General features: G+C 34.6%; 15 protein-coding genes. 4 read left to right on the top strand and 11 right to left on the bottom strand.

Annotated features, from left to right (window positions below; translation table 11 throughout):
* Positions 1–95 precede the first annotated feature (95 nt).
* Genes HCW_RS05295 through glyS form a run of 5 tightly spaced genes read right to left on the bottom strand, consistent with a single transcriptional unit; the run spans position 96 to position 7,902 of the window.
* Positions 96–377 (bottom strand): DUF3240 family protein, encoded by a 282-nt coding sequence (locus HCW_RS05295; protein WP_014661194.1) that lies wholly within the window; start codon positions 375–377, stop codon positions 96–98.
* A gap of 8 nt (positions 378–385) precedes the next feature.
* Positions 386–3,445 (bottom strand): efflux RND transporter permease subunit, encoded by a 3,060-nt coding sequence (locus HCW_RS05290; protein ID WP_014661193.1) that lies wholly within the window; start codon positions 3,443–3,445, stop codon positions 386–388.
* On the bottom strand, positions 3,445–4,485 hold the full coding sequence (locus HCW_RS05285; protein WP_419470989.1) for an efflux RND transporter periplasmic adaptor subunit: 1,041 nt from the start codon (positions 4,483–4,485) through the stop codon (positions 3,445–3,447). Before HCW_RS05285 ends, HCW_RS05290 begins: the two co-directional genes overlap by 1 nt.
* A gap of 29 nt (positions 4,486–4,514) precedes the next feature.
* Positions 4,515–5,801, bottom strand: coding sequence for a TolC family protein (locus HCW_RS05280; protein WP_014661191.1), 1,287 nt, complete (start codon positions 5,799–5,801; stop codon positions 4,515–4,517).
* A gap of 1 nt (position 5,802) precedes the next feature.
* Entirely contained in the window at positions 5,803–7,902 is a 2,100-nt protein-coding gene (glyS, locus tag HCW_RS05275) for a glycine--tRNA ligase subunit beta (protein ID WP_014661190.1), read from the bottom strand.
* A gap of 121 nt (positions 7,903–8,023) precedes the next feature.
* Between glyS and HCW_RS05270 the strand changes: the two genes are divergently transcribed.
* The 3 genes from HCW_RS05270 to gatC are packed head-to-tail and all read left to right on the top strand — an operon-like array spanning position 8,024 to position 10,883.
* Positions 8,024–9,094, top strand: a complete 1,071-nt coding sequence (locus tag HCW_RS05270; protein WP_014661189.1) for a hypothetical protein — start codon at positions 8,024–8,026, stop codon at positions 9,092–9,094.
* A gap of 13 nt (positions 9,095–9,107) precedes the next feature.
* Positions 9,108–10,586, top strand: coding sequence for a 2,3-bisphosphoglycerate-independent phosphoglycerate mutase (gene gpmI, locus HCW_RS05265; RefSeq protein WP_014661188.1), 1,479 nt, complete (start codon positions 9,108–9,110; stop codon positions 10,584–10,586).
* A 15-nt stretch (positions 10,587–10,601) separates the two neighbouring features.
* Complete coding sequence (gene gatC / locus HCW_RS05260; RefSeq protein ID WP_014661187.1) at positions 10,602–10,883, top strand: Asp-tRNA(Asn)/Glu-tRNA(Gln) amidotransferase subunit GatC; 282 nt, start codon at positions 10,602–10,604, stop codon at positions 10,881–10,883.
* 248 nt (positions 10,884–11,131) lie between these two features.
* Here the strand turns inward: gatC and HCW_RS05255 are convergent, their stop codons facing one another.
* From HCW_RS05255 to rpmE, 6 genes are read right to left on the bottom strand one after another with little or no spacing between them, the layout of a single operon-like run.
* Entirely contained in the window at positions 11,132–12,316 is a 1,185-nt protein-coding gene (locus tag HCW_RS05255) for a type I restriction enzyme HsdR N-terminal domain-containing protein (protein ID WP_196794362.1), read from the bottom strand.
* Complete coding sequence (locus tag HCW_RS05250) at positions 12,297–13,133, bottom strand: hypothetical protein (protein WP_014661185.1); 837 nt, start codon at positions 13,131–13,133, stop codon at positions 12,297–12,299. Before HCW_RS05250 ends, HCW_RS05255 begins: the two co-directional genes overlap by 20 nt.
* Positions 13,130–14,077 carry a hypothetical protein gene (locus HCW_RS05245; RefSeq protein WP_014661184.1) on the bottom strand — a complete coding sequence of 316 codons (948 nt, stop codon included), beginning with the start codon at positions 14,075–14,077 and terminating at the stop codon, positions 13,130–13,132. The genes HCW_RS05250 and HCW_RS05245 overlap by 4 nt, the downstream gene beginning before the upstream one ends.
* An 11-nt stretch (positions 14,078–14,088) precedes the next feature.
* Positions 14,089–14,772 (bottom strand): 23S rRNA (guanosine(2251)-2'-O)-methyltransferase RlmB, encoded by a 684-nt coding sequence (gene rlmB, locus HCW_RS05240; protein ID WP_014661183.1) that lies wholly within the window; start codon positions 14,770–14,772, stop codon positions 14,089–14,091.
* A 25-nt stretch (positions 14,773–14,797) separates the two neighbouring features.
* Positions 14,798–15,655: a 16S rRNA (cytidine(1402)-2'-O)-methyltransferase gene (gene rsmI / locus HCW_RS05235; protein WP_014661182.1), complete on the bottom strand. Its 858-nt coding sequence runs from the start codon at positions 15,653–15,655 to the stop codon at positions 14,798–14,800.
* A 27-nt stretch (positions 15,656–15,682) separates the two neighbouring features.
* On the bottom strand, positions 15,683–15,886 hold the full coding sequence (gene rpmE / locus HCW_RS05230) for a 50S ribosomal protein L31 (protein ID WP_014661181.1): 204 nt from the start codon (positions 15,884–15,886) through the stop codon (positions 15,683–15,685).
* A 410-nt stretch (positions 15,887–16,296) separates the two neighbouring features.
* Here rpmE and rho point away from each other — a divergent pair, with 410 nt between their 5' ends.
* Complete coding sequence (rho, locus tag HCW_RS05225) at positions 16,297–17,613, top strand: transcription termination factor Rho (protein WP_014661180.1); 1,317 nt, start codon at positions 16,297–16,299, stop codon at positions 17,611–17,613.
* Positions 17,614–17,633: the final 20 nt, after the last annotated feature.

Genomic DNA, 17,633 nt, shown 5'->3' with positions numbered 1-17,633 from the left:
ATTTAGGCTATGTTTTTTAAGATTTTAAAAAGTTTTTGTAGCGTAAAAAAAATCTCTTAATTTTTAATTCAATAGATTATGCTACAAAATGAAACTTATAATTCATGCACTTGGGTATAAAAAAGCTTGATACCCTTAGAGGTAAATTTATCTCGTAAAGCTTGGCTTAATTCTAATGCTACATTATCTGCTAAAAAGAGTCTGAATTTCGCATAATCTTTACAACCGCTCACTTGCTCTTTTTGGCTTAAAAGCTCTGAGGGGGAGGCATATTTATGACAAGGCGTGCAAAAAAAGTCATCAAAGCCTTGAGCGAATAAAAAGTCTATGATAGTATCCTTTAAATATACTTCTACAAATAATTCTAAAGCTAACATTTAGTCCCCTAAATCACTTTGATTTTTTTAGCCACTAGCATAAACATCGGTGGCAATAAAAGTAAAGTCAAAGCACTTGAAGTAACCAAACCTCCAAGCACAACAATCGCTAAAGGCTTTTGAACTTCTGAGCCTACACTATGAGAAAATAATAAGGGGATTAGCCCTAATCCAGCAATACAAGCCGTCATTAAAACCGGTCTTAAACGCCTTTTAGCCCCCTCTATCACGCATTCTTCCACACTCTTACCTTGTGATAAAAGCTCTTTAAAATACCCTATCATTACCACCCCATTTAAGACTGCAATCCCAAAAAGAGCGATAAAGCCCACACTTGCTGGCACTGAAATATACTCTCCTACTAAAAAGAGCGCAATGAGTCCGCCGGTTACTGCAAAGGGAATGTTTAAAAGAATGAGTAAGGCTAGAGGAATGCTCTTAAAGGTAAAAAAGAGAATGAAAAAAATCGCTAATATACTTAAAGGAATCACGGTTGAAAGCCTTGCATTAGCTCGTTGCTGGTTTTCAAACTGCCCCCCATAAGTGATAAAATAATTCGGTGGCAATTCAACATGCTCTTTAATGACCTTTTTAACTTCTTCTACAAAACCATTTAAATCTCGCCCTATTACATTGCTACGCACCACACTCATGCGCCTTGAATTTTCCCTTGCAATTGAAACGGGGCCATCAACTTCTTCAATATCTGCAATAGAAGTTATAGGCACTGCAACACCATACTTAGAGGTTAATGCAAGACTTTTAAGCTTGGTAATTGAACTAGCAAAATCACTCTCTTGGCGAATGATTACAGGAGTGCGTGAAAGCCCTGTAGGAATCGTATCTACAATCAAGCCCTCTAAAGCGGATTTAAGAAATTTTGAAAACTCATCGCTTGCAATCCCCACATTTGCCATAGCCTCTTTATCGGGAGTAACATATAAATAGTTTACCCCCTCATTAAGCGTGGTTAAAACCTCGCTAGAACCTCTAATGCCCTTTAAAAGCTGAGCGATTTTAAAACTTAGTTGGTTTAATTTAGAAATGTCTTCGCCAAAAATTTTAATCGCTAAATCCCCTCTAACACCCGTTAGCATTTCAGAAATTCTCATTTCAATAGGCTGAGTGAAAGAAAAGTTAATCCCCTTAAAGTCCGTTAAAGAATCCATAATTTTTTGCAATAATTGCTCTTTAGTTTTTACAGACCATTCCTTTTTAGGGATAAAAGAGATAAAAGTGTCCGTTTGATTCAACCCCCCTAAATCAAGTCCTAATTCATCAGCGCCTGTGCGTGCAACTATGGTTTTAACTTCTTTGACATTATCTTTAATAGTTTTTTCAATCTTAAGCATAAGCTCTCTTGATTGCTCTAAAGAAATAGAGGGAGTGGTCTCTACGCTTAAAATCGCATCGCCCTCATCTAAATTTGGCATAAAAGTCTTACCTACAAAAGGAAAAAGCGATAAGCTTAAGACCAAAAATATAAACGCCCCTATAATGACCTTTTTAGGATTATGAAGAAAAAATTCTAGTAACGGAGCATAGACTTTATTTAAAAAGCGTGTGAGAAAGGTTTCACTATGAGGCGTTGCTTTTAATACCAATGAGCTTACCACAGGAATAATGGTGATTGAAAGCACCAAAGTGCCTAATAGCGCATAAACAATGCTTTGAGCTAGAGGCTTAAACATTTTGCCCTCTAGTCCTTGCAAAGTTAAAATGGGCACAAAAAACACAATAATAATAATCACACCACTAACCACTGAAACAGCTATTTCTTTGCATGAGCGATAAATCGCATGCAATTTGGTGGTAGTGGTATTATTGCTTAATTTTTCAAAAGCGTTTTCTACCACTACCACTGCAGAGTCAATTAACATGCCTATGGCAATAATGAGTCCGCCCAAACTCATTAAATTTAAGGTCAAATCACTCGCTTTAATAAGGATAAATGCCACTGATAGGCTTAAGGGCAGAATCACTCCTACTGCAATACTTGCTCGTAAATTTCCTAAAAATAAAAAGAGCGTGATAATAATTAAAATAATCGCCTCTATTAGAGTCTTAGAAACGGTTGCGATAGCTTTTTGTGTGAAATCTGAGCGGTCATAAAACACATTGATAGATACCCCTTGAGGCAAAAGGGGCTTTAATTCTTCTAATTTTTTACGCACTTGTGTGATAATTTGCTTAGAATTGGCTCCTTTTAAAGACAGAACTAAGCCCTGTGTAGTCTCACCTAAACCATCTTTAGTAACAAAGCCTAAGCGAGTGCGAGACTCACTCACTACTTTTGCAAAATCTTTGATATGTAAATGTCCCATTTTGGTAGAAACGGTGATTTTACCAATATCTTCTAGGCTTAATGAGGCGGTTTGGATTTTTACTAAAAAAGTCTCACCATCTCTATCCACTCGCCCTGCCCCGCTATTTCTTAAATTAGCCCTCAAAACTTCTTCTAAATCAGAGACACTCACTCCAAGTCTTGCCATATCATTAAAATCTGGCACAATCACAAACGCCCTACTAAAACCCCCAATAGAATTGACATCAGCCACACCACTAATCATTCTTAATTGTGGGCGGATTACAAAATCTAAGAGCTGGCGCTTTTCTACTTCACTAATATCCCCATCAATCGTAAACATAAACATATCTGATAGGGGTGTAACAATAGGTGCCATGCCCCCCTCAACCCCTACTGGCAAGTCTTTCATTACACCAATAAGGCGTTCATTAACCATGTTGCGAGCAAGATAAATATCTACGCTATCATCAAAATCTATGGTAATGTCTGAAATAGAGTATTTAGAGACACTTCTTAAAGATTTTTGCCCTTTCAAGCCTAAAAGCTCTAATTCTAAAGGGCGCACAATGTTATTTTCCATTTCTTCTGGGCTTGAACCCGGAAGTTTTAAGATGATTTTTACTTGAGTGGGCGCAATATCAGGGAAAGCATCTACGGGCGTACTAATAAAGCTATAAGTCCCAAAAAATAAGGTCAAAAACGCACAAACAATAATTACAATTCGTTGGCGTAAGGAAAACTCAATAATAGAGGCCAACATTACTCTTCCCCTAAGTGATTTATCATGCCTTTTAATCCAATGAGTGCGCCCGTTGCCACGCTATCGCTAGGCTTTAGGCTATCACTACTAACAACAAAAGTCTTATTGCGCTCCTCTAAAACATGGGCTATGATAGGCCTAAACCCCTTAGAAGTTCTAATGAAAGCTAAATAATTTTTGCCATCTCTAATGAGAGCTTTTGAGGGGACTAATACCGAGTCTTTAGGCTGTGAGCCTTGAATATAGACTTCCACCATTTCGCCCACATGATAGCTCTTCTCACTAATAAGAGCTGTTGCTAAAATAGTATTAGAGCCTCTATCTAAAACAACTGAAACGCTTTGAATCTCTCCTATCCACATGCCATCACTACTATAAATTAGAGAGCCTTGTTTAATATGCCTAGAGACATCTACGGGTAATTTAATGCGTGCAATCAAATTACTGCTCTTAGAAATACGCACATAACTAGTGAAGGCTAAAATCTTTTCGCCGGCATTTTTAGGAGCAACAGACAATAAGCCACTATCTCTTGCAACAATTCTAAAACCATAATCCCCCTTAGGTTTTTTAGGGTCTATGCCAAAACCTTTGAAAGTAGTCTCTAACTGCTCTACTTTAAGTCTCATTTCTTCACTTGCTAAAAAGCTTGTTTGGTATTCTCTTTGGGAAATTACCCCCGCTTTATAAAGCTCTAAATCTTTTTTAGTAACATCAGTGGCAATTTTAAGTTTATTTCTATTGTTTTGTAATTCAAAATAGAGATTGCTTAAGCTAATAGAACTTACTTCACAAATCATATCGCCTTTTTTGACTTGCTCGCCCTCTCGCTTATACACTGCCACTACTGAGGCATCAAAGCTCAAGCTTTGAACCACAGAGCTTTTACTATCAAAGTCAATATAAGCGTTAAAAGGAAGTCCTTTACTAAAAATCTCTTTATCCAATCTAAGCACATGCAAGCCCATATGCTTTAGTTGCTGTTCGCTTAAAATAATCTCTTGATAGCTTTTAGCCTCTAAAGAAAGCTTAAAAACCATGCATAAAAAGATTAAGCATAATGACTTTTTCAATTCAATTCTCCTAATCTTGTCAAACTTTCTCCTAATGTCTCTTCTAAAAGAGCGGTAATATTGACATACTCAACCTTTGCCTCTGCTAAGGCAATAAGAGCGTCCATGTAAGAATTTTGATAAATCAAATATTCAAACAAACCAATTTTTTGCGCCTCATAAGCCACACGCCCCATTTCCATAAGGCGCTTTTTATTATCAATCGCCTCTTTTTGCACCTTAATATACTCTTCTTTAGTTTTTAGTTGGTTAAGATACGAATTAGCATTAATTCTAATATTTCTCTTTGTTACCTCATTTTGAGCGAGTGCCCCACTTTGCAAATCTAAAAACTTACGCTTTTGATAGATATTTTTTGGGGTTAAAGGTAGGGGGATACGAATATCCATAGAAAAGTTGGTAGAAGAGTTATAGCTCTCAGCCCCAAGTCCAAATTCAAAATTATGAAACACATCTCTATTGGCTAGTTTAGCATTAACCCCATAATCCTTAGCTGTTAAATCCAAAATATCCACATATAAAGAATGGTCTAAAATGCGCTTTAAAGATTGTGGCTCTAAACGCACATACTCAAAATCTAAGCCTAGCACCTTTACATCATGCAAATGGTTTAAATAAGTATCAAAATGAGCATCTTGTTTGACTGGCTCTACAATCGCTAACATGGTATCTAGTAGTTTTTCTAAATTAATCAATCTAGTTTCAATATTGGTTTTAGCAAGCTTAGATTCTAAATAAGAATTTCTAAAATTGATATAGTCCTTTTCGCTCATGCTCCCAGCTTTGACCTTTTTCTTAGCGATTTCTAGCTGAGAGTAGAAATTATTTTCTCGTTGCACATAAATTTTGTATTTTTCTTTGGTGATAACATAAGTGAGATACAAGCGTTTTGCCCCTATAAAGGCAAGATTCTTGCTTAACTTATAACTTTTATCATATTGAATGGTTTTAATAGAGAGGCTTTTAGATAGTAATGAACTAACCCATGGGAGTTTTGGCTTAATGACTAAAACGGTTCTAGGCTGAGCCTCTACAATACCTTGATAGTTTTTAACCATAGAAGTTTCATTATCAATATAGGGAAAATCCCAAGAGTTTATAGAGCGCTGTTCATTCAATCGGCTCTTAAAATCAGCTTTTTTAGCGATTAACTCCATAGAGTTAGTTTCTACTTCTTTTAAAAACTCTTTTAAGGTAAAAGTGCGTGCACTAAGGGGATTTAAAAAAGCACTACAAGCTAAAACTAAAATAAAGGGTTTGGTTTTAAAGAAAAGTTTCAACATTTTAAATGGCAATTTCTTTAATATCCCCGATTTCTAAGAAACTCTTATAAATACTTAGCAAGAAATTCTTGCGATTTTCTTGAATTTCCTTATCTTTATCCATAACTAGCACGCTTTTAAAATACTCTTCTAAAGGCTCATGCAAACTAAAATAAGCCTCTATCTTGCTATCTAAACTATCAAAATGGCTCGTTTTTAGCTCATTGTATGCACTAAAAAGGGCATGTTCTTGTGGCTCTTTAAAAAGATTTGTTGAAAAATTGCTAGGCTCATTGAGATTTCTATCTTTATTAATGTTAGCTAGGCGTTTGAAAGCACTAAAAAGTAATTCTTTCTTTTGAGCGTTCTTTGGGTTATCCAAAAAGCGTTTTAAGGCTTTGACTTTTTGAATGATTTTCACTATATCTCGCTCATTGGCATTAAGCACGCTTCTAATAATTGATGGGTTACACTCTATTAAATTTGCAAATCGCTCTAGTAAAAACTTCTCTAACATCTCTAAATCAAAGCTTTTATAAACGCCCACTTCTTGTAGTATATTTTCTAAATCTACTTTTAAATCAAAGTCTAATTCATAGTGAGAAATAATCTTTAATAGCCCTAATCCCATACGCCTTAATGCGTAAGGGTCTTTAGAACCACTAGGAATTTTACCCACACTAAAAAGAGCAAACAAGCTATCTATCTTAAGGCTTAAAGAAACTATCGCACTAAAGACATTAGAAGGTAAGGGGGCGTTTTCGCTTGTGGGTAAGTATTGCTCTTTGATACTCAAAGCAACGAGCTTATCTTCATTTTGGGCTAAAGCGTAGTAATAGCCCATAATCCCTTGAAGTTCTGTAAATTCATACACCACTTCAGTCAGTAAATCTGCCTTAGCGATTTTAATGGCTCTAAGAATGAGTTCAAGGGCTTTTTCTAAAGGCATGTTTAAATGTGAAGAGTATTTTTGTGTTAAATATTTGGCGATAATTAACTCACGCTCCACTTTATCTTTTAAAGTTCCTAAGCCTTGCACAAAGACAACATTCTCTAAAGGGGCGTTATCTAAGGGCTTTTTCAAATCATTTTCATAAAAGAAAACTGCATCACTTAAACGAGCTTTTAAAACCTTTTGATTGCCTAGAATAATTTTTTGCTTATCTTTGCTAATGGCGTTACTCACCACAATAAAGCCGTTGTGTAATGTCTTGCTGTCTTTATTAAAGGTAGCAAAATAACGTTGATTTTCTTTCATGGAAGTGATAATAATTTCACTGGGTAATTTCAAAAATTCCTTGTCAAACTCCCCAAAAAGTGCTGTAGGGTATTCCGTAATGGCTATGACTTCTTTGAGTAAATTAGTATCAATCTCTACTACAATATTGTAATGCTTTTCTAACTCTCTAATCTCTTGAAGGATTTTAGTTTCACGCTTTTTTGAATCTAAAATAACATGGTGTTTTTCTAAAATTTCAAAATATTCCTTAGGACTACTAACCTTAATATATTCAAAACTCTCTTGTCTATGCACTTGTGTGGCTTGTTTGGTTTTAAAACCATATTCTTTTACTTCAATATCATTGAAATCTTGTTGGTTAAACAACACGCAAATATTATGAATAGGTCTAATAAAGCTCTTTTCTACGCTAGCCCAACGCATAGATTTTCCAAAATTCAAACTCTCTAAAAACTCCACAATAATAGGCATAATCAGATGTTTTGTAGGCTGTGGGGCATTGATTTTAGCGTAATAAAGCACTTCTTTATTGTTTTTAAAAGCTGTTTGGAAATGTTTATTGTCTTTTAATTCTAGTCCTAATTTCTTATAAAACCCCAAACCCACCGCATTTAAGCCTTGCGTTTTATCTTTGTTATTACAAGCAATTTCAATGGGTGCTCCAAAAAACTCTTCTCTAGTCTCTTTGGTTGAAAGGGGGAAATCTTTGATAAACAAACACAAACGCCTAGGGGTGTAAAAAATCTCCAATTCCCCTACTTCTAGTGCATATTTTTGAAAAAGCATTTCTAATTTTTGAGGCATTTCTTTATATTCATTCAATAGCGCTTGTGCGGGTAATTCTTCAGTCAAAATCTCTATTAATAATTCTTCTGCAACCAAAATTTATGTCTCCCTCAAAATTTAACTTTATCCTAAATGTAAGCTAGGCTAAATTTGTGGTAGAATTATACTCAAATTTGCCCTTATTTATAAATTCTTAATTCAATACAGAGGTAAGCATTTGAAAAATTTAACCTTATTTACTAATACTAAGCTAAAAGCCCTTTTTGTAGGTGCGAGTCTAAGCATGCTTTTAAGCCTAAGTTTACACGCAGAGGAAAGTTCTCAAAAGAATGCTGAGAATATTAAACATAAAAACATGTCTCCTGTTACACATATTGCCGCAATGACTAAATGCGATAATATTAAAGAATTTAACCCCAAGCAAAAAGAAGTCTTACGATTTGCATATCAATTTGGCTCTAAGGAAAATCTAGGATATGAATTAGCAAGTATTGCATGGAAAGAGTCATGTGCAGGAACTTATAGAGTGAATTTTTCTGACCCAAGTGCTGGTGTCTATCATGCTTATATTCCAAGCGTATTAAAAAGCTACGGACACAAAGACAGCCCCTTTTTACGCAATGTAATGGGTGAATTACTTATCCAAAATAATACCTTTGCTTCTGAAGTAGCCCTTAAAGAATTAATCTATTGGAAAACACGCTATAACGGCGATTTAAAAAATATGATTAAATCTTACAATAAGGGTAGTCGTTGGGAAAGAAACCAAAAATCCAATGAAGATGCTGAAAAATATTATGAAGACATTCAAGATAAAATCAAGCACCTAAAAGAATCTAAACTCTTTAATGAGCATGCCAAAAAGGATCAAGCCTTACAAAAAAGCGCCAATAGCAATTTAGCCCTAGACCCTATTGGCAACACCATGCCACAACTTTTAGCAAGTGTTAATAAAAATCAGATTACACCCCAAATAGCTCCCATAGAGTCAAAAACCCAAGAGATTCAAGCTATAAAAGAAGTTAAGGCTAAAGAAACACAAGAAATCAAAGAAATTAAAACTTCTTACAAAGAGTTTGAAAATAAAGAGCATAAACGCCCTATGACACACGCTCATATGGCTAAAAACACTCACGCTAAAACTAAGAGCACCCATAAGCCAAAAGTATCTCCAAGGTTTGCTAAAACCCACACTAAAAAGCAACCCCATGAAGTATGCAAGCGTTGCACCAAAGGGCAAAGAAACGCCATTTTGGCCAATCGCATTGCTATCATGCAAGAGCCTTAAAACACTTTAAAATATGGCACAAAAAACTCTTCTTATTATTACTGATGGCATTGGGTATCGCAAAGATAGCGATTATAATGCTTTCTTTCATGCTAAAAAGCCTACTTATGACTTGATGTTTGAAACTTTGCCTTATAGTCTCGTTGACACGCATGGCTTAAGCGTAGGCTTACCTAAAGGACAAATGGGAAATTCTGAAGTGGGGCATATGTGTATTGGGGCTGGTAGAGTGCTCTATCAAGATTTAGTCAAAATTTCTTTAAGCATTCAAAATGATGAGCTTAAAAACAACACCGCTTTTTTAGATACTATCCATAAAAGCAAGGTTGTTCATCTTATGGGGCTGATGAGTGATGGGGGCGTGCATTCACATATTGAGCATTTTATCGCTCTAGCCTTAGAGAGTCAAAAGCTCAATAAAAAGGTCTGTTTGCATTTAATCACTGATGGCAGAGATGTTGCCCCTAAAAGTGCTTTAACTTATTTAGAACAAATGCAGGCTATTTGTAATGAAAACATTCAAATCGCCACCATTAGCGGGCGATTTTATGCCATGGATAGAGACAAACGCTTTGAGAGAATTGAACTCGCCTATAACAGCTTAATGGGTCTTACAAACCCCACCCCTTTAAGTCCTAGTGAATATATTAAAAGTCAGTATAACGAAAACATTACCGATGAATTTATTTTACCCACTTGCTTTAAAGGTTATTTAGGCATGCAAGATGATGAAAGCTTTATTTTTATAAACTTCAGAAATGATAGGGCTAAAGAAATAGTGAGTGCTTTAGGCGATAAAGATTTTAATGCTTTCAAGCGTCAAACTTTTAAAAAACTCCATATCGCTACCATGACACCTTATGACAAAACATTTTCCTACCCTATTTTATTTCCTAAAGAAAACATTCAAAACACGCTCGCTGAAGTTGTCTCTTCTCATAACCTAACTCAAAGCCATATCGCTGAGACTGAAAAATACGCCCATGTAACTTTCTTCATCAATGGCGGAGTAGAGACTCCTTTTAAAAATGAAAATAGAGTGCTAATTAGTAGCCCAAAAGTGGCTACTTATGACTTAAAGCCTGAAATGAGTGCCAAAGAAGTAACCCTTGTAGTCTTAGAGCAAATGAAACTAGGCGCTGATTTAATCATTGTTAATTTTGCTAATGGTGATATGGTGGGGCATACCGGAAACTTTGAAGCAAGCATTAAAGCCGTAGAAGTAGTAGATGAATGTTTAGGAAAAATCCTTTCATTAGTTAAAGAATTAGATTATGCCATGCTTTTAACAAGCGACCATGGAAATTGCGAGCATATGAAAGATGAAAATCACAATCCCTTAACCAATCACACCGCTGGAAGTGTGTATTGCTTTGTTTTAGGAAATGGTGTCAAAGCCTTAAAAAACGGAGCCTTAAACAACATCGCTAGTAGCGTGTTAAAACTTATGGGTATTAAAGCCCCAGAAGTCATGGATGAACCCCTATTTTAAATTGAAGGAAAAACAATGCAAATTGATGATAAATTATTACAACGCTTAGAAAAATTAAGCATGCTAGAGATTAAAGATGAGCATAAAGAAAGTGTTAAAAGCCATTTAGCTGAGACTTTAGGCTTTGTAGAAAATATCTTTGCTTTAGAAACAAGCGATTTGAATACTAATACCAATCTAAGCACCCCCCTAAGAGAAGATATAGCACAAAATGAGCCTAGTGTAGCACAAGATATTTTAAGTCAAAGCAAACACAGCCAAGATAATTACTTCATTGTGCCTAAGATTATTGAATAATCCTAGCAATAAATTTTTAAAAGAGTAATCTTTAAGGTTGCTCTTAAGTATGCTCAATAGATTTAAACGGCACTCTTTGACTAAAATCATTAATTTTAAACTCTTAAAAATATTAACAGCATATTATTTTAATATTTTGGTTTTTATTCTCTTATTATCTCTGTAGTAGATTTTTATCTTATTTTGAAGCTCTTAAAAGAATGCCATAAGCCCCTAACTTTAGCAAAACATGCATTTTTTAGACAATTCTATTTCAACTCTTCCTTTTTATCTCTAAGCTTAATTCTAAAACTCTCTTCTTCAAGTTTAAATTCCTTAAGCAAGTTTATAATGAGCTTTTTAATTGAATCGCTACTAAGCGTGGCGTAATAATATATGGGTGTAGGTGTTGGCAATTTTTTAATTTCTACATTACTACTAGATTTAATTCTTTCCTTGCTTAAAGAAAGCTTTATACCACTATTACTGCTTGATTTTCTAGTAGAATCACGATAATCTTGCTTGGCTAACTCTAATAACTTTTTACCATCAAGCTCATATAATCTCATAAGGGTTTTGAATAATAATTCTTGATTATCTTTAGTTTGCTCCACTTTTTCAAGAAAGATAAAAGACTCACAAACCTTATTTTTCCACTTTATTCTCTCATCTAACACCACAAAGCCATTATATTCTTCTTGGATAACGCTACTTTTTTCAATCTCTTGATAGCTTTCATCTGTGCAATGATGTTGCTCTAGGATTATTTCATTAAAAGCTTTCTTAATCAAGTCTTTTGTGTTGAATGAAATTTCTTTAATGGTAGTTTGTTGTGAGATGAAATTAACCCATTTTTCATTAGGTTCTGTGAAAGCATTTTTTAAAATGTCTTTAATTTCTTGATAACACTTTCTTTCTAAAACTTTTTGAATAATCCTACTAGCATCAAAATTTTCGTAGGTAAAATATTCTAAAATCTCTTTATCTTGCAAACTTAAATTGAGCAAATCTAATTTCAAAAATGGTTCTTCGTCCATAAGGTTTGGAATTTTTAAATCACTAAAAACCCAATATTGCACTCCATTAGTAAGTATGGCTATACGCACCCCAACACTAGCATTGAAATAACTAGCTAATTGATTAATATACTTGTTTAAATTTTCATTGATAGCTTTTGCCTCTACTAAAAACTTACTCTTATTTTTAGAAGTAATAATATAATCACAAGCTTGTTGGCCTTTATAAAGAGGTGGACGATATTCTAAAGAGATAATATTAGGGTCAAAGCAATCATAGTTTAGTGCTTTAAGAAATGGCATAATAAGGCTATTCTTGACTTGTTGTTCGCCAAAATCCTTATTAGAATACCGCTGAACACTTTCTGTTGCAAATTCTAATAAGCCATCATCTATCATTCTATCACATTCCCCCCTACTATTCATGGCTAGAGTCATAAACCACGCTGATACCATTTTTTAAGACAATAGGATTTTTAGTATCGCTAACTTGGATAAAGCGCACGCCCTCAAGTAAATTAATGGTGATTTCTTTCATTCTATTGTGTTCAGAAATTACTTGAATGATTTTAAGATTATTATCATAAAAGACAATTTTTGGTTGCCATAAAGGATTGCTAGAGCTTATATTTAAACGAGCATTTTGACTCACACTCAGCCAATATTTCCCGCTCGCTTCCTTTAATTCAACCGGCTCATTACTCAAGCTTAAAACCCTAGCATTAGGCATTTTAGCCTCTACTAAAGAAAAATCATATTCCCATTCTTTTAAAGAGATGCGCCTAATATCCACAAAATTAAAACCATGTTTTTTCATAGTATCAATTAAGATATTAGGGTCTAGGGCATATTCAGCCTTAATCTCATAAGAAAAAGTGCTCATTCTAGAAGAACTTTGCATTTTAATAGGCAACACATACGAATACCCCATCATGCTTAAAGAACTACTAATGCTTTTAGCAAATAAAAGAGCGTTGCTTTGAGCTTTAAAGGTAACTTTGAGTGCGCTTGGCTTATCAAAATTAAGCGATAAAAGCCCATTTTCTTTCAGAGTATTGAGCAATTTCAATAAATCTATACGCCCTAACTTGTCATAGTAAAAAGCACGATTTTTAAACAAGCGCTCTAAAAAGTGCTTATTGGTATAATATGCTCTATCTCCCATTAAACTCTTGGTTTTAAGGTCTAAAGAATCCGCCCTTAAAAAACAAGCTCCACCTATAATAAGAATTGCCAAAATATTTTTGTATTTCATTGTTGCAACTTCTTATATTGACTATCATCAATCAATTCCAAACCCTTTTTGGGTGCATAAAAGAAACGCTTGGTTTTATTATCGTTATATGCTCGTGATTCTTCACTAAGTTTTAAAGAAAAATTCCCATGTCCAAAACGCAACAACAAGCGATGATTATTGGTTTCTAACAAATAAGTTTCTTTGAGAGTTTTTTGAAACGAATTAGCCCTATCATCTAAATCAATCACTTCTACCCAAATATCTCTCTTTGGTGTGATATAGATGATTTCAGGTTCTTTTTTTCCAATCTCTTCTTCCTCTTTTTTCTCTTCTTTTGAGGCTTGAGTTTCTTGCTGTGTAGCTAGATTTGATATAGGTGTTTCTGTAGGTTTTTTATCCACTTCATTATGCAAGGCTTTATGATTAGCTTGATAATCTTCATAATAATTATGCATAGTAACCACACAGACAATCGCAACGACTACTACAACAGCAATAAACCATTTTAGCTTTGAGGAATTTTTAGGAGTAAAAGAAGTTGCTTGATTAATTTTATAATCTAATTCAATTTTATGCATGCTATCAGAGCTATTCTTAACATTTGGAGCTTGGTTAATAGAGGGCGTTTTAATATCGCTTTTAAACACACACACTCTATCATACTCGGTCATCCAAGCACTCAAATCCATTTTATATTCTCTCTCTAAAATCTGTAAAAATCCTTTAGCATGCACTCTTGAGAGAGATTCATAGCGCTTTTCTAGCAAGTAATTTAAATTGGTTGAAGAAATTCTTGTTTTCTTACAAATTTCTTGAACGCCAATATTTTTCAAAGCTTGTAAATTTTCATCTAAAAGATTATGTGTTTCTTCTAAATCTGTATTATTTTTAGAAATATTAAAAATAACATTAGGAACTTCCAAATTTTCTTGAGTATCTTTTATAGAATCTTCTTGTTGCATTTTACTCCACCTTATTGATTGATTTTATCTATTAAAATCCCTGCTGCCACACTTACATTAAGCGAATCAAAATCTCTACGCATTTCTACGCTTATTAGCGTATCCATTTTAGCAAGAATTTTTTTAGACAAGCCCTCATGTTCGCCACCTAAAAAAAGCGCACATTTTTCAATGGGGGTTTCTAACTTACTAGAGCCTTTAATAGTAGCTCCCAAACATAAAAACTTGCTCGTTTTTAATTCATTGATTAAATCCAATGTGTTAGGCACAACACTAAAAGGTAAATCATACATAAGCCCTAGACTTGAACGCACAATCCCCTCATAGGCAAATTCTTTAGCAAAATCCAAGATAATGCCATCCATTCCTAAACAATATGCACTTCTAAAAATCCCCCCAATATTACCCACATCAGTAATACCACAAAGCACCAAAAGCTTTTCGCCTTTTTTGATTTCTTTTAACGAACAAGCTAAAGGCATTTCTACTTTGGCTAAAACCCCTTGATGATTCCCCCCCTTAGCAAGAGCTTGAGCCTTTTTATTATCCACTTTAATGATGTTAGGGCATGCTTTTTTAAGAGCGAAAAAAAGTTTTTTATCAATTTCTTTAGACAAATAGATTTCTTGAAATTTTGTAGAATGCTTAGTTAAAATGTGAGAAATAACTTGTTTGCCATAAATAACTGCTTGCATGATGAGACCTTTGTTTTAAATGAGTTCAAGCATTTTCTTGCAAATGCTGTTGATAAAGCTCTTTGGCATTTTTATGTGTCATGTGCGCCTCAATTTTAGCCTTAATTTTAGGAGGCAAATCTAATTGCAATAATGCTGATAGCCCCATACAAGGCTCAATTGCTTGTTCGTTTAAAAGCACCAAGACCCACTCCCCCTGAATATTGCTCTTTTGAAGTTGTAAATAGATTTGAGAAACTTCCCCAAAGTAATATTGCTGATGAAGTTTAGTCAGCTCCTTAGCGACAAATAAGGACATGCCTAAAGCTAAATCTTTTAAATCTTTTAAGGTTTCTAATAGCCTATGAGGGCTTTCATAAAAAATAATAGGCGTTTTTTCTTCCAAATAAGCTAGGGCGTTTAAAATTTTAGTAATTCTTAAGCGTCTTTCCTTACTCTTGTGAGGTAAAAATCCCGCATAAAAAAAGCGCCCCTCCAAAAATCCGCTCGCACAAAAGGCTGTAGTAAGCGCATTAGCTCCGGGCAAAATATCATATTTAATATTATGTTTAATCGCATGTGCCACTAAACTCATAGCCGGATCGCTCAAACATGGCATACCTGCATCGCTCATCACAGCGATTTCTTTATCAAAAAAAGAAAGCTCTGTATTTTTCAAAAAGGCTTGCTCATTATGCGAATGGAAGGCAATAAACTCCCTTTCTTTGGTTGCGATTTTGGGGAAAGAATGATTGATAATAGAATTTTGTGTAAGCAAGTGCAACAATCTCTTGCTAACCCTTGTATCTTCGCACAAAAAATACTCGCACTTTTCTAAAACCTCTAAAGTGCGTAGCGTAATATCAGCAAGATTACCTATAGGGGTTGGCAAGAAATATAGCACAAAAAAGCCACGCTTTTGTTTGTAAAACTATTTTAAGTTGTAGCGTTGCTTAAACTTCTCTACTCTTCCTGCGGTATCAGCGATTTTATCACTTCCGGTATAGAAAGGGTGGCAAAAACTAGAAATATCAATACGCATTTCAGATTTGGTGCTCATTACCTCAATTTCTTTACCACTTGTTACGCAAGTTACCTTGCAAGGGACATACTCTGGATGGATTCCTTTTTTCATTGACTGCATTCCTTGAATTAAAAATTAAAATCTAAAGCACTACTATAAATGACACTATCATTTCAAAATAAAATAATCTCTAAGATAGCGCTATTTTTTGAAACTTTAAATTTCAATTATACCATTTTTGACTAAAATTTGGGCAAATATCATTTGTGTAGCACTTACTTGAGGCATTTTTAAAACCAATTCTCTAAAAATCCTTTTCAAATAATTTGACTTTTATAAAAATTTTATGATAGCATGGCGCAGTCATTATGAACTTCTATGTGGCAAACACGCTACTTGGTATATTTTGATTATCTTTACAATATTAAAATTTAGAAAATGCCTTGTTTTTGAATATTTCATTTTTCGGTATTAGCCATTGCAAAATCTCTTTATTACAAAGTTAAGGAAATTAATTTAACATGAACGAACAAACGCCAACCCACAAGGGCCCTCACAAAGTCAAAACGCACACGCCAGTAAGTGGCTATCGCATTGAAGATTTACGCACTTATCCTACAGAAAAGCTTTTAGAAATTGCCAACAAGCTCAAAGTAGAAAATCCCCAAGAGTTTAAGCGCCAAGATTTAATGTTTGAAATCTTAAAAAACCAAGTAACCCAAGGCGGATACATTCTTTTTACCGGAATTTTAGAAATTATGAATGATGGTTATGGGTTTTTAAGAGGCTTTGATGGAAGTTTTTCGGATGGTCAAAATGATGCTTATGTAAGCCCTGCTCAAATCAGACGCTTTGCTTTAAGGAATGGCGATATAGTAACCGGTCAAGTGCGCTCCCCAAAAGAAAATGAAAAATATTATGCCCTTTTAAAGATAGAGGCTGTTAATTACTTGCCTTTAGATGAGATTAAAAATCGTCCTTTATTTGACAATCTAACTCCCCTATTCCCTGATGAACAAATCAAATTGGAATACGAACCTACTAAAGTAACCGGTAGAATGCTAGATTTATTTAGCCCTGTGGGTAAGGGTCAAAGAGCTTTAATTGTTGCCCCTCCAAGAACCGGTAAAACAGAACTGATGAAAGAACTCGCTCAAGGCATTACTTCTAATCATCCTGAAGTAGAACTTATTATTCTTTTAGTAGATGAGCGCCCCGAAGAAGTAACGGATATGCAACGAAGTGTTAAGGGTCAAGTCTTTAGCTCTACATTTGATTTGCCCGCAAATAATCACATAAGAATCGCTGAATTGGTGCTAGAAAGAGCTAAAAGAAGAGTGGAAATGGGTAAAGATGTTGTGATTTTACTAGATTCTATCACTCGTTTAGCAAGAGCTTATAACGCCGTAACACCTTCAAGTGGCAAGGTCTTAAGTGGGGGTGTAGATGCTAATGCCTTGCATAGACCCAAGCGCTTTTTTGGAGCTGCTAGAAATATTGAAGAAGGCGGAAGTTTAACAATTATCGCAACCGCACTCATAGAAACAGGCTCTAGAATGGACGAAGTGATTTTTGAAGAATTTAAAGGCACCGGAAATAGCGAAATTGTCCTAGCTAGAACCATTGCTGACAGACGCATTTATCCAGCCTTTGATATTTTGAAATCAGGCACAAGAAAGGATAATATTTTACTTGGCAAGGAACGCTTAACAAAAGTTTGGGTATTAAGAAATGTGATGCAACAAATGGACGATGTAGAGGCGCTCACTTTTGTATATTCCAAAATGCAACAAACCAAAGACAACGAAGAATTTTTAAATCTTATGAATGAAAAATAAAATCTTTTGTTTTTAAAATT

Source organism: Helicobacter cetorum MIT 00-7128, from assembly GCF_000259255.1.
In the GTDB taxonomy this organism is placed as follows: Bacteria; Campylobacterota; Campylobacteria; order Campylobacterales; family Helicobacteraceae; genus Helicobacter; species Helicobacter cetorum_B.
Note: the sequence above shows the minus strand (reverse complement) of the source record. Positions and strands in the feature narration are given on the sequence as shown.